The organism is Cellulomonas sp. JZ18 (genome assembly GCF_009720485.1).
GTDB lineage: Bacteria > Actinomycetota > Actinomycetes > Actinomycetales > Cellulomonadaceae > Cellulomonas.
The window spans coordinates 3,307,319-3,323,467 of sequence record NZ_CP045245.1 but is presented as its reverse complement, the minus strand read 5'-3'; the positions used below and the strand labels follow the sequence as shown (position 1 = coordinate 3,323,467).

14 protein-coding genes are annotated in these 16,149 nt (G+C 74.5%); 7 read left to right on the top strand and 7 right to left on the bottom strand.

Going from position 1 to position 16,149, the window contains the following annotated elements; translation table 11 throughout:
- Positions 1 to 316: 316 nt before the first annotated feature.
- Together pseC and pseB are read right to left on the bottom strand one after the other, a co-directional pair.
- Complete coding sequence (gene pseC / locus GC089_RS14960) at positions 317 to 1,453, bottom strand: UDP-4-amino-4,6-dideoxy-N-acetyl-beta-L-altrosamine transaminase (protein WP_155378313.1); 1,137 nt, start codon at positions 1,451 to 1,453, stop codon at positions 317 to 319.
- 7 nt (positions 1,454 to 1,460) lie between these two features.
- A complete protein-coding gene (gene pseB / locus GC089_RS14955; RefSeq protein WP_155378312.1) occupies positions 1,461 to 2,444 on the bottom strand; it encodes a UDP-N-acetylglucosamine 4,6-dehydratase (inverting) in 984 nt (327 codons plus the stop codon).
- Positions 2,445 to 2,526: 82 nt separating this feature from the next.
- On the opposite strand from pseB, the gene GC089_RS14950 reads away from it, so the two are divergent.
- Both GC089_RS14950 and GC089_RS14945 read left to right on the top strand, forming a co-directional pair.
- Positions 2,527 to 3,276 carry a cytidylyltransferase domain-containing protein gene (locus tag GC089_RS14950; protein WP_230684849.1) on the top strand — a complete coding sequence of 250 codons (750 nt, stop codon included), beginning with the start codon at positions 2,527 to 2,529 and terminating at the stop codon, positions 3,274 to 3,276.
- Positions 3,276 to 4,682, top strand: a complete 1,407-nt coding sequence (locus GC089_RS14945) for a bifunctional UDP-2,4-diacetamido-2,4,6-trideoxy-beta-L-altropyranose hydrolase/GNAT family N-acetyltransferase (RefSeq protein WP_155378311.1) — start codon at positions 3,276 to 3,278, stop codon at positions 4,680 to 4,682. Before GC089_RS14950 ends, GC089_RS14945 begins: the two co-directional genes overlap by 1 nt.
- 49 nt (positions 4,683 to 4,731) lie before the next feature.
- On the opposite strand, the gene pseI is transcribed toward GC089_RS14945, so the two are convergent.
- Both pseI and GC089_RS14935 read right to left on the bottom strand, forming a co-directional pair.
- Entirely contained in the window at positions 4,732 to 5,790 is a 1,059-nt protein-coding gene (gene pseI / locus GC089_RS14940) for a pseudaminic acid synthase (protein WP_230684848.1), read from the bottom strand.
- Positions 5,791 to 5,827: 37 nt separating this feature from the next.
- Complete coding sequence (locus GC089_RS14935) at positions 5,828 to 7,327, bottom strand: sugar transferase (protein WP_155378310.1); 1,500 nt, start codon at positions 7,325 to 7,327, stop codon at positions 5,828 to 5,830.
- A 239-nt stretch (positions 7,328 to 7,566) separates the two neighbouring features.
- Between GC089_RS14935 and GC089_RS14930 the strand changes: the two genes are divergently transcribed.
- A complete protein-coding gene (locus GC089_RS14930) occupies positions 7,567 to 9,072 on the top strand; it encodes an NCS2 family permease (protein WP_370514118.1) in 1,506 nt (501 codons plus the stop codon).
- A 112-nt stretch (positions 9,073 to 9,184) separates the two neighbouring features.
- Here GC089_RS14930 and GC089_RS14925 read toward each other — a convergent pair whose 3' ends face one another.
- Positions 9,185 to 9,676, bottom strand: a complete 492-nt coding sequence (locus GC089_RS14925; protein ID WP_155378308.1) for a hypothetical protein — start codon at positions 9,674 to 9,676, stop codon at positions 9,185 to 9,187.
- A gap of 29 nt (positions 9,677 to 9,705) precedes the next feature.
- On the bottom strand, positions 9,706 to 10,188 hold the full coding sequence (locus GC089_RS14920; RefSeq protein ID WP_155378307.1) for a VanZ family protein: 483 nt from the start codon (positions 10,186 to 10,188) through the stop codon (positions 9,706 to 9,708).
- A 106-nt stretch (positions 10,189 to 10,294) separates the two neighbouring features.
- On the opposite strand from GC089_RS14920, the gene GC089_RS14915 reads away from it, so the two are divergent.
- Complete coding sequence (locus GC089_RS14915; protein WP_155378306.1) at positions 10,295 to 11,620, top strand: UDP-glucose/GDP-mannose dehydrogenase family protein; 1,326 nt, start codon at positions 10,295 to 10,297, stop codon at positions 11,618 to 11,620.
- Between the two features lie 37 nt (positions 11,621 to 11,657).
- Here GC089_RS14915 and GC089_RS14910 read toward each other — a convergent pair whose 3' ends face one another.
- Positions 11,658 to 12,209: a CAP domain-containing protein gene (locus tag GC089_RS14910; protein ID WP_155378305.1), complete on the bottom strand. Its 552-nt coding sequence runs from the start codon at positions 12,207 to 12,209 to the stop codon at positions 11,658 to 11,660.
- An 81-nt stretch (positions 12,210 to 12,290) separates the two neighbouring features.
- On the opposite strand from GC089_RS14910, the gene GC089_RS14905 reads away from it, so the two are divergent.
- The 3 genes from GC089_RS14905 (at position 12,291) to GC089_RS14895 (ending at position 16,063) form a co-directional block, all read left to right on the top strand.
- Positions 12,291 to 12,737: a MarR family winged helix-turn-helix transcriptional regulator gene (locus GC089_RS14905; protein ID WP_155378304.1), complete on the top strand. Its 447-nt coding sequence runs from the start codon at positions 12,291 to 12,293 to the stop codon at positions 12,735 to 12,737.
- On the top strand, positions 12,734 to 14,092 hold the full coding sequence (locus tag GC089_RS14900; protein WP_155378303.1) for an MFS transporter: 1,359 nt from the start codon (positions 12,734 to 12,736) through the stop codon (positions 14,090 to 14,092). Before GC089_RS14905 ends, GC089_RS14900 begins: the two co-directional genes overlap by 4 nt.
- 156 nt (positions 14,093 to 14,248) lie before the next feature.
- Positions 14,249 to 16,063: a DUF4012 domain-containing protein gene (locus GC089_RS14895; protein WP_155378302.1), complete on the top strand. Its 1,815-nt coding sequence runs from the start codon at positions 14,249 to 14,251 to the stop codon at positions 16,061 to 16,063.
- Positions 16,064 to 16,149 lie beyond the last annotated feature (86 nt).

Genomic DNA, 16,149 nt, shown 5'->3' with positions numbered 1-16,149 from the left:
GACCGCCTCGCGACCGCGGTCGAGCGCGTCGAGACGGCGCGAGGACCGCTCGTGGAGGCGGTGGGTGAGGGCGACGAGGTCGTGGTGGTCACGTCGACGGCCGCGGTCGACGCGCTGCTCGCGGGCTGCGACGTGCACGTCCTCGCCGACCACGACCGCCCGTTGCCGGCGGACCTCGCTGCGATCCGGGACGCCCGCACCACGGGCGACGCCGTCGACGCCGACACGCTGCGGCGCCGGGTGGTCGCGGCGGTCGGGGACGACGCGCGTCGTCGGCTCGCCGACGCGCTGACGGCGCTCACCCCGACCGCCCCGGTCAGTCCGCCGTCCCGGTGACCGCGCGGCGCACGGCCCCGATCACCCGGTCCACGTCCGCGTCCGTGAGGTCGGGGAAGAGGGGGAGCGAGATCTCCTCCGCGTAGTACCGCTCGGCGTTCGGGCACATGCCCCGGCGGTAGCCGAGGTCCTCGAAGACGGGGTGCCAGTAGGCCGGGATGTAGTTCACCTGCACGCCGATGCCGTCGGCGCGCAGCGCCTCGAAGACCTCGCGTCGGCGGCCGTCCAGCACCCGGAGCGGGTACAGGTGCCAGGCGGGAGCCGCACGCTCCGACCTCGCCGGGGTGCGGACTCCCGCCAGGTCGCGCAGCCCAGCGTCGTACCGGTCGTGGATCTGCGCACGCCGCTCGACGAAACGGGGCAGCCGCGCCAGCTGTGACGTGCCCAGCGCCGCCAGGACGTCGGGCAGGCGGTAGTTCAGCCCGAACGTGTGGACCTCCTGGTGCCACGGGCCCTCGTCGGGCGTGCGCTGGTGGGCCCTCTCGCGGACGAGCCCGTGGTTCTTGAAGCGGCGCGCGGCGAGCTCGAGGACCGGGTCGTCCGTCACGACGGCGCCGCCCTCGGCGGTCGTGAGGTTCTTCGTGGGGAAGAACGAGAACGTCGTCAGGTCGGCGAGCGACCCGACCGGACGTCCGTCCCAGGTCGAGCCGATCGAGTGCGCTGCGTCCTCGACCAGCAGCGCCCCGTGCGCGTGCGCCATCTCGGCGAGCTCGACGGGGCTGGCGGGCAGCCCGGCGTAGTCGACGGCCGTGACGACGCGCGTGCGGTCGGTCAGGGCCGCACGCGCGGCGTCGACGTCGAGGTTGCCCGTCGCGGGGTCGACGTCCGCGAAGACCACCCGTGCCCCGAGCAGCGCCGCGGTCGCAGCGGTCGCCACGAACGTCAACGGCGACGTCACGACCTCGTCCCCCGGTCGCAGGCCGGCGGCGGCGTACGCGACGTGCAGGGCTGCGGTGCCCGACGTCGCGCTGACCGCGGCCCGGGTCCCCGCCACACGCGCGATCGCGTCCTCGAAGGCGTCGACCGCAGGCCCGGTGGTGAGCCAGTCCCCGCGGAGCACGGCGGAGACGGCCGCGATGTCGGACTCGTCGATCGACTGACGACCGTAGGGGAGCATGCGGGCCTCAGCCGAACGTCGCGATCAGCTCGCGGAGCTGATCCGGGTCGAGCCAGAGGTCGTTCGTGTCCGAGCGGTACGTCCAGCCCTCCGGTACGGACTCGCCGTCGGCCGGCGGCTCGTAGCCCCAGCCCGAGACGTACGGCATGACGACGTACCGCTCGCCCAGCCGGATGGTCCGGCGGGAGTCGTCCGGCGCGATCATCTCCTCGTGCAGCTTCTCGCCCGGGCGGATGCCGATCTCGTGCGTACGGGTGCCCGGGGCGACGGCCTCTGCGAGGTCGACCACGCGCATGCTCGGGATCCGCGGGACGTACAGCTCTCCGCCGGTCATCAGCTCGAAGGAGTCGATGACGAACTTCACGGCCTGGGGCAGCGTGATCCAGAAGCGCGTCATCCGGTGGTCCGTGATCGGCAGCGACTCACCGGCCTGCGCGAGGCGCCGGAACATGGGGATGACGGATCCCCGTGACCCCATGACGTTCCCGTACCGGACGACGCAGAAGCGCGTGTCGCCGCTCGCGGCGTAGTGATTACCGGAGATGAACATCCGGTCCGCGCAGAGCTTTGTCGCGCCGTACAGGTTGATCGGGCTCGACGCTTTGTCGGTGGAGAGCGCGACGACCTTCTTCACGCCCACGTCGATCGCGGCGTCGATGACGTTCTGGGAACCGTCGACGTTCGTCCGCACGAACTCGAAGGGGTTGTACTCGGCGGTGTCGACCTGCTTCAGCGCAGCGGCGTGGACGACGAGGTCGACACCCGTCATCGCCCGGGTCAGGCGCTCGCGGTCCCGCACGTCGCCCAGGAACCAGCGCAGCCGCGGGTCGTCGCCGAACGCCTGGCGCAGCTCGTACTGCTTGAGCTCGTCCCGGCTGAACACCACGACGCGGCGCGGGTCGTGGTGGTCGAGCACCTCCCGCAGGAACGCCTTGCCGAAGGACCCTGTCCCTCCCGTGATCAAAAGGGACGAGCCGGACAGCATCGACATGTGGCACTTCTCCAGGAATCGTGACGGTGCGCCGCCCCCCAGGTGGACGTGCCGTGCCGCTTCATCATGACACAATGCGCGGGTGGCGACGGGGGTGGGTAGGCCGCGCGTCGTGGCGGTGGTGCAGGCGCGCGCAGGATCGACCCGCTTCCCCGGGAAGGTCCTCGTACGGCTCGGCGAACGACCTGTCCTCGCGTGGGTCGTGCGGGCGGCGCTCGCCGCCTCCGGCGTCGACGAGGTCGTCGTGGCGACGTCCGACACGGCGGCCGACGACGCGGTGGCGGCGCTCGCGGAGGAGCTTGGCGTGCGGGCCGTGCGCGGGCCCGAGCTCGACGTGGTCGAACGGTTCGCGATCGCCGCGGAGGTGACGCGTGCGGACGCGGTCGTGCGCCTGACGGCCGACTGCCCGCTGCTCGACCCGACGCTCGTGCAGGCCGTGGTGGGCGCGTGGCGCGCCGACCCGAGCCTGGAGTACGTCGCTTCGACGCTGGTGCGCACCCTGCCGCGAGGGCTGGACGTCGAGCTGCTCTCGCGGCCCGCGCTCGAGCACGTCCGGTCGGTCGCGACCGGGGCCGACCGGGTGCACGTGACGTCGCGTCTGTACGCGGTGCCGGGGGAGCATCGCACGCTCGGTCTCGTCGAGCAGGACGACGCGAGCGACCTGCGTGTCACGCTCGACACGCCGGAGGATCTGGCACTGCTGCGCGCGGTCGTCGACGAGCTCGGCGACCAGGCACGCGAGCGGCGCGCGCTCGTCGCGCTCCTGCGAGCGCGTCCTGATCTCACCGCCCTCAACGCGCACGTCCGGCAGAAGCGGCTCGAGGACGGATGATGCGGGTCCTGCTCCGCTGCGATGCGCGTCCCTCGACCGGCATCGGCCACGTCGTGCGCGCCGTCGCCCTCGCCGGAGCGGTCCGGCGACGCGGTGGCGAGGCCACGCTGGTCGGGACGGTCGACGTCCCGCTCGCGCGCCGGATCGTGACGGCGGCAGGTCTCGACCTGGTTCCGGCCGGCGAGGGACCTGCGGGAGTGCCGACCGAGGTGCTCCGCAGTGCGGACGTGGTGCACCTCGACACCTACGACACCATGTCGACGCCCTCGGACGTCCTCGTCTCCTCCCTCGAGGACGGCGTGTTCGGCCGTCGTCGCGCCGACGTCGTGGTGGACCCGTCCCTAGCTGCCTACGCGCAGGCCCGGCCCGAGGACGGCAGCGGCCTGGTCCTGGCCGGACCGCGCTACTCGCCCCTGCGCGCGCAGGTCCGGCGCGCCCGTCGCGTGCGTGCGCAAGGGGCGGGTGGGCACGTGGTGGTCGTGATGGGCGGTACCGACGCGGTGGGTGCGGCGGGCGCCGCGGTGCGGCTGGCGCTGCGAGCAGGCGCTACGCGTGTGACCGCGATCGACCCCGCTGGGACCCTGGGACCGGACGAGCCGCGCGTCACGGCGTTGCGCGCCGTCGACGACCTCGCGCAGCTGGTGGTCGACGCGGACGTCGTGGTGAGCGCCGCTGGTACGACCGTGCACGAGCTGGCGTGCATCGGCGTACCGATGGCGCTGGTTCCGGTCGTGGCCAACCAGGCCGAGTCGTACCGGTACGCCGTCGAGGCCGGCATCGCCCTGGGGCTGGGGCCGGTGCACGCGCTGCTCGCCGACGCCGCGGTGGCCGCTCGCCTGCGGGCCCTGGTGGCCGATCCCGGACAGCAGGAGAGCCTCGCCCGGCGCGGGCGGCAGCTGGTCGACGGTGCCGGGGCCGACCGGGTGGTGGACGCGTGGGCCGCGGCGCTCGGCGCCGGGCCGCGCGCCCGTCCGGCCGGTCGCGACGACGCGGCGCGGCTGCTCGCGTGGCGGAACGACCCTGTCACCCGCGCGGCGTCGCGATCCACCGAGCCCGTCACCGTGGAGGCGCACGAGCGCTGGCTCGACGGCGTCCTCGCCGACCCCTCCCGCACGCTGCTCGTCGTCGAGGACCCCACAGGGCCGCTGGGCACGGTGCGGTTCGACGCGCGCGGGAACGAGGAGGTGGAGGTGTCGCTGGCCCTCGCGCCCGAGCGGCGCGGTGGCGGCCTGGCGGTCGCGGTCCTCGCGGCCGCGCTCGCGCACCTGCGGGCCACCGCGAGGCCGATGCCGAGCGTCCTCGCCTACGTCCGGCCGGACAACGCCGCGTCGCTACGCCTCTTCCAGCGCGCGGGCTTCCGGCACGCCGCGGACGAGGACGGGATGCGCCTGCTCGCTTTGGACTGACGGTCCACGGTCGTGGCGACGGCCTGGCGACCGTGAGGTCCGGGACCCGTCAGACGTGCTCCCAGCGCAGGGGCGTGCCACGGCGGACGTCAGCGCGGAACGTGCGGCCCAGCACGGTGTCGAGGTGTGCGGGCTCGAGCCCTCCGGCAGGCCGGATCGACCGGACGTTCTCGCGCGTCACGGTCTCGCCGGCGCGGACGTCGGTGACGACGTAGAGCGACCGACGCAGCCGGCGGCTCTCGTCCTCGCCGGGTGTCGGCGCCAGGACCACGTCACCCAGGGCCTGCCAGGCTCGCTCGCTCTCCACGGCGAGCGCCGCCAGCTCGGCCGGCTCGAGCGAGAACGCCGCGTCGACCCCACCATCGGCTCGGGAGAGGGTGACGTGCTTCTCGACGAGCGAGGCGCCGAGCGCCACGGCGGCGATCGCCGCGCCGATCCCCGGCGTGTGGTCCGAGAGCCCGACGACCACGTCGAGCGCCGCCGCGAGTGCAGGGATCGAGCGCAGGTTCGACTCAGCGGGAGAGGCGGGGTAGGACGACGTGCACGCGAGGACGACGACCTGGTCGTTTCCCTCGGCGCGGATCGTGCGCAGTGCCCGCTCGACGTCGGAGAGGTGTGCGGCGCCGGTCGAGAGCACCACGGGCTTGCCCGTGCGCGCGACGAGGCGGAGCAGCTCCAGGTCGCCGATCTCCAGGGAGGCGATCTTGTACAGCGGCGCGTCGAGGTCCTCGAGCAGCCGGACGGCGGTCGCGTCGAACGGGCTGGAGAACGGCACCAGGCCGTGCTCGCGTGCCCGGGCGAACAACGGCTCGTGCCACTCCCACGGGGTGTGGGCCTCCTCGTACAACGAGTAGAGGGTCCGCCCGCCCCACAGCCCGTGCGCGTCCGAGACCCGGAACGGGGGCGTGTCCACGTCGATGGTGATCGTGTCCGCCGTGTAGGTCTGGAACTTGACCGCCTGCGCGCCGGACGCGGCGACGGCGTCCACGATGGCGAGCGCGCGCCCCAGGTCGCCGTTGTGGTTGCCCGACACCTCGGCGACCACGAAGGGGCGGCTGCTCGGGCCGATCTCGTGGTCGCCGGCCACGACGGAGCGCTGCACGTTCACCCGCACGATCCTAGGGCGGTCACGCGGTGGTCCCGCCTCACCGCGCGCCGTCGCGGCCGACGACAGCTCGCAGGGTGCGGGCGAGCAGCATGACGTCCCCGAACAGCGTCCAGTTCTCGACGTAGGAGACGTCGAGGCGCATCGCCGTCTCGGGCGGGAGGCTCGAGCGCCCCGAGACCTGCCACAGACCGGTGAGGCCGGGCTTGACGAGAAGTCGCCGATGAGCCGCCCGGTCGTACGTCGCGACCTCCGCCTCGATCTGCGGTCGCGGCCCCACCAGGCTCATCTCGCCGCGCAGCACGTTGAACAGCTGCGGGAGCTCGTCCAGTGAGTACCGCCGCAGCACCCGCCCCACGGGAGTGACCCGCGGGTCGTTCCTCGGCTTGTAGAACGCGCCGAGCTCCGTCACGCCCTCGGCTGCGAGCACCTCCTCGAGCTTCTCGTGCGCGTCCACCTGCATCGAGCGGAACTTGAGCATGTGGAACGGCTGCCCGTCCTTGCCGATGCGCTCCTGCTTGTACAGCACGGGCCCGCGGCTCGTCGCCTTCACGAGGACGGCGAGGACGAGCAGCAACGGGGAGACGAGGACGGTGATGACGAGCGCCCCGACCCAGTCGAACAGGGACTTCACCACGTACTTCGACCCCGTGAACCGCGGCTCGTCGACGTAGACGAGGGGGAGCCCGTTGACGGGGCGCATGAGCACGCGCGGCCCGGCGACGTCGGTGAGCGACAGCGTCAGCGCCATGTCCACCCCGGTGCCCTCGAGGTCCCACGCGAGCCGCCGCGCGGCGTCGGCGGTCATGGCGTCGGACCCGGCGACCGCGACGGCGGCGACGCCCCGCTCGCGGGCTACACGGGCGGCGTCGTCCTGCGTCCCCAGCACCGGGACGCCGTGCACCTGGTGGCCGCGCGGCGGGGCGACGCCCGAGACGCACACGCCGACCACCTCGTACCCGGCGCGCGGGTTGCGGTGGAACTCCTTGATGAGCGCGCCGACCTTGTGCAGCGGACCGACGACGAGCACGGGGGAGCGGTCGAGGCCGCGGTCGCGCCGCCGGTGCAGCTGCCGCCGCCACAGCAGCCGGCCGAGGAGCACGAGCCCGAGCCCCAGCGGCGCGGCGATGGCGAGGTAGCCGCGACCGATCTCCATGCGGAACATGAACGCGACGATCGCGACGCCGGCGAACAGGTGCCACGTGACCTCGAGGACGCGGGCGTACTCGCTGGGGCCGGCGCCGACGAGGCGACGGTCGCGCGTCCGGCCCACGGTCAGGGCGGTGAACCACGCGGCGAAGAGGACCACCGACACGCTCATGTAGGTGGGGGAGAACTCCCCGGAGACGACGGCGTCGACGCGGCCGTCGAGCGGGAAGCGGACGGCGTAGGCCAGTCCGACCGCGAGCGCGAGCGCGACGGCGTCGGTCAGGGCGATGCGGTCGGCGTACGACCGCGCCCAGTGCGTCGAGGACGCGGCCGCGCTCGCCGCGTCGGCCTCGGTGAGGTCGCGCGCGGTGACCCCCACCATGGCGCTCATGCTCCCCTCGCGTGATACGAATGGCATTCCACATCAGCCGGCGCGCAAATGCCAATGGGTCGGCGGTCCAGTTCGCAGGAACAAAACCGGACATTCCCCGCCATAGATGGCATCGTGCAGGCAAATGCGGGGTGAAATCGCCGTGCACGTGCGGGCGCGTGTGCGGAGCCGGGCCGTCGCCCCTGCGCGTCCCGGGCCCTGATGCCGATACGGACGGGCGCCGTGCCCGTGGCCCGGCTCTGCCAGACTTCGCCCATGGCGACAACTCCCCCGAGGAGAAGTCGGTCGCGACCTCCGCAGCCCCCCGCAACGCGGTCGACCGCTTCTTCAAGATCACCGAGCGCGGCTCCACCATCGGCGCCGAGGTCCGTGGCGGCCTCGTGACCTTCTTCACGATGAGCTACATCATCGTGCTCAACCCGCTCATCCTCGGCTTCGTGCCGGACGGCACGGGCCAGTTCCTCGGCGGCGGCACCGGGGACGGCAGCAACCTCCCGCTGATCGCGGCGGCGACCGCCCTGGTCGCGGGCGTGCTGTCGGTCCTCATGGGTCTGGTCGCCAACTTCCCGCTGGCGCTGGCGGCGGGCCTGGGCCTGAACGCGGTCGTCGCGTTCACGATCGCGTCGCTGCCGGACATGACGTGGGCCGACGCCATGGGCGTCGTGGTGCTCGAGGGTCTGATCATCCTCGTGCTCGTGCTCACCGGGTTCCGCACCGCGGTCTTCCGGGCGGTCCCCCGTGAGCTCAAGACCGCGATCGGCGTCGGCATCGGCCTGTTCATCGCGCTCATCGGCTTCGTCAACGCCGGCTTCGTGCGCCAGGGCGGCGGCACGCCGCTCGAGCTCGGCATCGGCGGCTCGCTCGCCGGCTGGCCGTCCCTCGTCTTCGTCGTCGGCCTGATCACGGCGATCGTGCTCATGGTCAAGCGCGTGCGCGGCGGCCTGCTCATCGCCGTCGTCGCCACCACCGTGCTCGCGGTGGTCGTCGAGGCGATCGCGAAGGTCGGGGGCTCGGACAACGGCGAGAAGCCCACCGGCTGGCACCAGAACGTGCCGGCGCTGCCCGACTCGCCGGTGTCCGTGCCGGACCTGTCGCTGCTGGGTCAGTTCTCGCTGTTCGGCGCGGTCGGCAAGATCGGGATCCTCGCGGTCGCGCTCCTCGTCTTCGCGATCCTGCTCGCGGACTTCTTCGACACGATGGGCACGATGGTCGCCGTCGGCTCGGAGGCAGGGCTGCTCGACGAGACCGGCAACCCGCCGCGGACCCAGCAGATCCTGCTCGTCGACTCGCTCGGTGCGGTCGCCGGCGGCATGGGCTCGGTCTCGTCGAACACCGCCTACGTCGAGTCGACGTCGGGTGTCGCGGAGGGCGCGCGCACGGGTCTGGCGTCCGTCGTCACCGGTGTCGCGTTCCTGCTGTCGACCCTGCTCTCGCCGCTCGTCGCGATGGTGCCGTCCGAGGCGGCCGCGCCCGTGCTCGTCGTCGTCGGCTTCCTCATGGTCACGCAGGTCGCGGGCCTGGACTGGAAGTCGCCGGAGATCGCGATCCCGGCGTTCCTCACGCTGGCGCTCATGCCGTTCACGTACTCGATTACCACGGGCATCGGCGCGGGCTTCATCGCGTTCGTCGTCATCAAGATCGCTGTGCGCAAGGCGCGTGAGGTGCACCCGCTCATGTGGGTCGCCGCGGCGGCGTTCGTCCTGTACTTCGCGCTCGGGCCCATTCAGGACGCTCTCGGCGTCTGACCGACCGCGCCGGCCCGCTCCCCTCGGCCGGCACGCCCTCCACCCGGCCCGGGTCCGCGCTCGCGGACCCGGGCCGCGTGCGTCCGGACGTCCCCGCCCGCGTCGTCCTCGGTCAGGACCGCGGGGCGCCCGTGATCTTCGGCTCCGGCTCCGGCTCCGGCGCGGGCTCGGGCGTCGGCTCCGACCCCGGCTCGCACGGCGTGACGGTGGCGGTCGGGCGCGGCCGGTCCGGACGCGGCCCGAACGTGTCCGACCGGTCGCCCATGAGCAGCGTCGCCCGCTGGTCGCCGTGGACGAGGACCAGGCTCGAGTCCGTCGTCCTGCGGCCCTGCCAGAGGATCTCGCTCACCTGCCGGACGACGCAGCGGACCTCCGGCTCGGACAGGGCGGGGTCGGCGACGATCTCGCCGGCGTACCGCTTGCCGCGGGTCCAGTCGCTGCGGTACTCCAGCGTCACGGACGTGACGCCGGGGATCTCGCCGATCTGCTCGGCCAGCACGTCGTCGGGCACCCCGCTGCCCGGCGGGAGCGAGCACGCACCGAGCGCGAGGCCGGCGACGAGTGCGGCGGTCGTGGCCGCGAGGGCGCGCCGAGGGCTCTGCATCCGCCGGACCTCCTCTGCCTCGTCGGGGATCAGAGGGTACCGGCCGGGGCGACGGCCGGCCGCCGTCGCGCGCGCCGGGCCAGCCACCACGCGAGCACCGCCACGCCCACCGCGGCGCCCAGCGTGTTCATGACCACGTCCTGCACGGTGGAGAACCGCTCGGGCACGACGCGCTGCACGGTCTCGATGACGACGCTCGTCGCGAAGCCGAGCAGCACGACCACCCACCACCGCCGCACCCCGAGCAGCAGCCCGACGAGCACCCCGAACGGCACGAACATCACGACGTTCGCGACGGCCTCGACGGGCTCGAACGCCAGCGGGACGCCGCGGTCGGCGAGCCACGCGAGGACCGTGCGCACGAGTCCGAGGGAGGTGTCGTGCGCGTGCCCCGGCGTGAGCGTGACCGCCGCGACGGCCGCGAGGTAGACCACGAGCGCGGGGACCACGACGCGCCGCCGCACCCGCAGCGGCACGGCGCTCGACGAGGGCGGGTCCACGGGGGCGGGCACCGGCACAGCATGCCGCGTCCCGCGGGGCGATCTTCACCCCGTCCACCCCGACCGCCCGCTACTAGAGTCGCGCAGGACCTCGACCCCGACGGCAGGCGGAGCACTCGTGCGCATCTCGGTCATCGGCTGCGGCTACCTCGGAGCGGTGCACGCGGCGAGCATGGCGTCCCTCGGGCACGACGTGGTGGGCGTGGACGTCGACGCGGACAAGGTCGCGCGGCTCGCGGCGGGCACGGCGCCGTTCTACGAGCCGGGCCTGCCGGAGCTGCTCGCGCAGGTGTCCGGCACGGGCCGGCTGCGGTTCAGCACCGACGTGGCGGACGTCGCGGGTGCGCAGGTGCACTTCGTGTGCGTCGGGACGCCGCAGAAGCACGGCGAGTTCCGCGCCGACCTGTCGTACGTCGACGCCGCGGTGGACGCGCTGCTGCCGCACCTGCGCCCCGGCGACGTGGTGGCCGGCAAGTCGACGGTGCCGGTCGGCACCGCGGAGGAGGTCGCGACGCGGCTGGCGCCGACGGGCGCGACGCTCGTGTGGAACCCGGAGTTCCTGCGCGAGGGCTTCGCGGTGCAGGACACGCTGCACCCGGACCGGCTGGTGTACGGCCTGCCGACGGACGGCGACGGTGAGCCGACCGCCGCGGGCGAGGCCGCGCGCACGCTGCTGGACGAGGTCTACGCGACCCCGCTCGCGGAGGGCACCCCGCTCGTCACGACGGACTACGCGACGGCGCAGCTGGTCAAGGTCGCGGCCAACTCGTTCCTCGCCACGAAGATCTCGTTCATCAACGCGATGGCCGAGCTGTGCGAGGCGACGGGGGCCGACGTCACGCGCCTCGCCGACGCGATCGGGTACGACGCGCGCATCGGCCGCCGCTTCCTCAACGCCGGCCTCGGCTTCGGCGGCGGCTGCCTGCCGAAGGACATCCGTGCGTTCATGGCGCGCGCCGGCGAGCTGGGCGTCGACCAGGCGCTGTCGTTCCTGCGCGAGGTGGACTCGATCAACATGCGCCGGCGCGTGCGCATGGTCGACCTGGCGCGGGAGGTCTGCGCGGGCTCGATCGTCGGCCGTCGCGTCGCCGTGCTCGGCGCGGCGTTCAAGCAGGACAGCGACGACGTGCGTGACTCGCCCGCCCTGTCCGTGGCCGCGCAGATGCAGCTGCAGGGCGCCCACGTCACCGTCACCGACCCGCAGGCCGTGGAGAACGCGCGCACCAGGTGGCCCGACCTCAAGTACGCCGCCACCGCGCTCGAGGCCGCGCAGGACGCGGACGTCGTGCTGCTGGCGACGGAGTGGGCGGAGTACCGCGAGCTGGACCCGCAGGCCCTCGGGGCCGTCGTGGCGCGGCGCACGGTCGTCGACGGGCGCAACGTCCTCGACCCGCGCGCGTGGCGCGCGGCGGGGTGGACCTACCGGGCGCTCGGCCGGCCCTGACCCGTGCGGCCGGGGCCGCGGACCGCCGACCCGCGCGTCACGGGCCGACGAGGACGAGCGAGCACAGCATCTGCCCGTCGTCGCGCGTGCACGCGACGGTCGCGGCGTCCAGCCCGGGGTCGACGACGTTCGCGCGGTGGCCCGGGGACCCCATCCACGCCTCGGCGACGTCGCGCGGGTCGGCCGCCGCGCGACTGAGGTTCTCCGCGGCGACGCTGCGCGGGGCGCAGGCGGCGAGCACGTCGTCGAGGGGCGCGTGCTCCAGCTCGCGGCCGACGAGGGCCTGCGCGCGCGTCCGGGCGACGTCGGCCGCGCAGGTCGCGGCGTCCCACGCCGGCAGCCCGGCGGTCTCGCGCTGCGCCGTGGTCGCCGCGAGCAGGTCGCGCGCGTAGTCGTCCGGGTCGACCCCGGTGAGGTCGACGACCGTCGGCGAGGTCGACGCGGTGGGCGCCGGCGGGGCGTCCGTCGGGGCCCGGGCGAGCAGCACGGCGCCCACGCCGAGCGCGGCGGCCAGCGCGAACAGCGCCGCGGCGAGCGGGGACGGCGCCCGCGTGCCGCGTCCCTCGCGGGCCGGGAGGTCACGTGCCACCCCCGCATGGTTCCACGAGGCGGCGCGAGCAGGTCGTTCGCCCTGCTAATGACTGCAGGTAATGAGGTAAGGTAATGACCTGTGACCACGACCTCCTCCGCACCCGCGGCCGCCGACCTCGCGCTCGCCGCGGAGCTGCGCGTCTCGCTCGGGCGTGCGACGCGGCGGATCAAGGGCGAGCGCGGCGACGCCGGCCTGTCCGACCCGCAGTTCAACGTCCTCGCGATCCTGCTCCGTGAGGGGCCCATGTCACCGGGGCACCTCGCGGACCTCGAGCGCATCCAGCCGCCGTCGATGACGCGCACCGTCAACTGCCTCGTCGAGCGCGGGCTCGTCCGCAAGGAGGAGCACCCCACCGACGGCCGTCAGGTCGTCGTGACGCTCACCGAGGCGGGGGAGGCCGAGGTCGCCGAGACGCGTCGCCGCCGTGACGCGTGGCTGTCCACCCGCCTCGCCGGCCTCAGTGCCGACGAGCGCGCCACCCTCGTCCAGGCCGCCGAGCTCCTCCGGAGGATCGCCGCCTCGTGAGCGCCACCTTCTCCTCCCTGCAGTTCCGCAACTACCGGCTGTGGTTCGCCGGTGCGCTGGTCGCCAACGTCGGCACGTGGATGCAGCGCGTCGCGCAGGACTGGCTCGTCCTCACGCAGCTGACGCAGGACTCCGGCGTCGCCGTCGGCGTCACCACCGCCCTGCAGTTCGGGCCGACCCTCCTGCTGTCCGCGTGGGCGGGCCTGCTCGCGGACCGCTTCGACCGGCGCAAGCTGCTCGTGATCACCCAGGTCGCGCAGGGCCTGCTCGCGGCAGGTCTGGGCGTGCTGGTGCTCGGCGGGCACGCCGAGCTCTGGCACGTCTACGTCTTCGCGGGGCTCCTCGGGTGCGTCACGGCGGTCGACGGGCCCGTGCGCCAGACGTTCGTCGCCGAGCTCGTGCCCGCGGGCCGGCTGTCCAACGCGGTGGGGCTCAACAGCGCCTCGTTCAACGCGGCGCGCCTGGTCGGGCCCGGTGTCGCCGGTCTGCTCATCGCCGCGATCGGCACGGGCTGGGTGTTCGTGCTGAACGCGGTGACGTTCGCCGCGACGATCGCCTCGCTCGCCCTCATGCGCCGTGCCGACCTCTACCCGATGCCGCACGCCAAGCGCGCCAAGGGGCAGATCCGCGAGGGCGTCGCGTACGTGCGCAACCGCACCGACATCCTCGTCATCATGGTCGTCGTCGGCGTGGTGTCGACGTTCGGCCTCAACTTCCAGCTCACGAGCGCCCTCATGGCGCGCCTCGAGTTCGGCCGCGGCGCCGAGGAGTACGGGATCCTCGGCTCGGTGCTGGCGGTCGGCTCGCTCACCGGCGCCCTGCTCGCCGCGCGCCGCGAGCGCCCGCGCGTGCGCCTCGTGATCGGCGCGGCCTTCGCGTTCGGCGTCACGACCGGCGTGATGGCGCTGATGCCGACGTACGTGACGTTCGCGATCGCGTGCATCCCCGTCGGCCTCGCGTCGCTCACGATGATGACCGCCGCCAACTCCGCGATCCAGATGAGCACCGACCCGGCGATGCGCGGACGCGTCATGGCGCTCTACATGATGGTCTTCCTCGGTGCGACGCCGGTCGGCTCGCCCATCGTCGGGTGGATCGGCGAGACGTTCGGCGCCCGCTGGTCGATCGGCGTCGGCTCGATCTCCGCGCTGCTGGTCTCGGTCGGGGCGGCCTGGTGGGCCCGTACGCACTGGAACGTGCGCGTGCGCTACCACGTGACGAGCCGGCCCCACGTGGAGGTCGTGCACCTCGGCCTGCCGGGCGAGGCGGGGACGGGCGCCGGCGGACGCCGGGCCGGTACGGCGCCCGCGCGCGTCGCCGCGCAGGAGGCGGCCGACCAGCAGCACGCGGCCTGACGCGAGGGGGACGGGCGTCGCGCCCCGACGCGGCGCGAGGCCCCGCGTCCCGGTCGGCCGCGGGTGCCGGCGCGGGTGACGGGGCGGGTGACGCTGCGGGTGAACCTGCGCCGAGGGCCGGTGCCCGATACGTCCGCGATGTCAGCATCGTGGACCGTGGAGCACACCGGACCGGCGGCGCCCGCCGCGAGCGACGACGTCCGTGCCGGCGCTGCGCCGGCAGCCGCCGGGCACCCGCTGCCGCCGCCCCGTCGGCGCCGCCGCACGGTCCTCCTCGTCGTCCTCGTGCCGCTCCTGCTGCTCGTCGCCGCGGCCGCCTGGGTCGGCGTGCGCGTGGCGCAGGCCGCGGACGCCCTCCAGGACGCGCGCGCCGCACTGGCCGGGGTCGAGGTCGACCCGCGCGCGGCCGGTGCCCTCGCGGACGGGCTCGCGGACGTGCGCACCCACACGTCGCGCGCCCGCACCGCCGCGTCCGACCCGCTGTGGCGTGCCGCGGAGGTCGTGCCCGTCGCGGGCGACCAGCTCACGGCCGTGCGCGTCGTGGCGACCGCCGTCGACGACCTCGCGCGCGACGCCCTGCCGGCGGTCGCCGAGCTCGGTGCGCTGCTCGACGGGGGCCTGCGCCTGCCCGACGGGCGGGTCGACGTCGCGGCCGTCGACCGCGGTGCGGCCGCGCTGGGTACCGCCGCCGCCACGACCGCCGCCGCGCACGACCGGCTGGCCGCGCTCGACCCGGACCGCCTGCTCGCGCGCCTCGCCGACCCGGTGCGCGAGGTCCAGGCGACGGTCGCGCGCGCCGACGCCGCGCTCGGTCCCGCCGCGCGCGGCGTCGCCGTGCTGCCGCAGCTGCTCGGTGCGCAGGGGCCGCGCACGTACCTCGTCCTCGCGCTCAACTCCGCCGAGCTGCGCGCGCCCGGCGGCATCGTCGGCGCCGTCACCGCCGTGCGCGTCGAGGACGGCGCCGTGACGGTCGTCGACCAGCGCAGCACCCTGGACCTGCGCTCGCTCGACGCGCCCGTGCTGCCGCTGAGCCCCGAGGAGGTCGCCACGCACACCGACCGTCTGGGCCGGTGGGTGCAGAACGCGGCCCTGACCCCGCACTTCCCGCGCACGGCCGAGCTCGTCGCGGCGCGCTGGGTGCGCGACGTGGGCGGGCCGGTCGACGGCGTCGTGGCCACCGACCCGGTCGCGATCGCCGGTCTCGTCGACGTGGTGGGTCCCGTGCCGCACCCGGACGGCGGCGAGCTGGGGGCCGACGGCTTCGTCCGGGCCCTGCTGCGCGACGTCTACCTGCGCCACCCGGAGAACGTGTCCGACGCCGTGTTCGGGGCCGTCGCGGCCGGCGTGGTGGCCGCGGTCGGGGAGGGGCGGGGGAGCGCGCCGGACCTCGTGGCCGCGCTGGCCCGGGCGGTCGACGAGCGGCGGCTGCGGGTGTGGTCCGCGCACCCGCCCGAGCAGGACGTCCTGGCCGCCTCGGTGGTGGGGGCCGCGTTCCTCGACGCGCCCTTCGCGGCCGACGCGGGCCTGTTCCTCGACGACGCGAGCCAGGGCAAGCTCGGCCTGGACCTGAGCACGGCGGTCACGTTCCGCGACGCGCGGTGCGAGGGGCCCGCCCCGCGGGTGACCGCGGTCCTCTCGCTGGACTTCCGGCCGCCCGCGGACGTCGCGTCGCTGCCCCGGGGCGTCGTCGGCTCGCCGGACCTCGGCGTGCCGCCGGGGACCCTCACGACGATCGTGTCGGCGTGGTCGCCGGCCGGCGGCGACCCGCTCGCGCTGCGCCGCGACGGCACGGCGGTCGGCGGCACGAGCACGACGCTCGGCGGGCGGCACGTGCAGCAGGTGCGCTCCGTGCTCGCCCCCGGCGCGCAGCAGGAGATCGCGGTCGACCTCCCGCTGCGCGACGGCGCGGTGACGGTGTGGACGACGCCGACCGTGACGTCGCCCGGCGTCGCGTCGTTCCGCTGCGGGTGAGCGACCCGCACGGCGTGCCGCGCCCGGGTGAAAACGGACAGAACGGACGGAATCACCCGGACGACTGCTCCCGGTGCGCCCTCCCC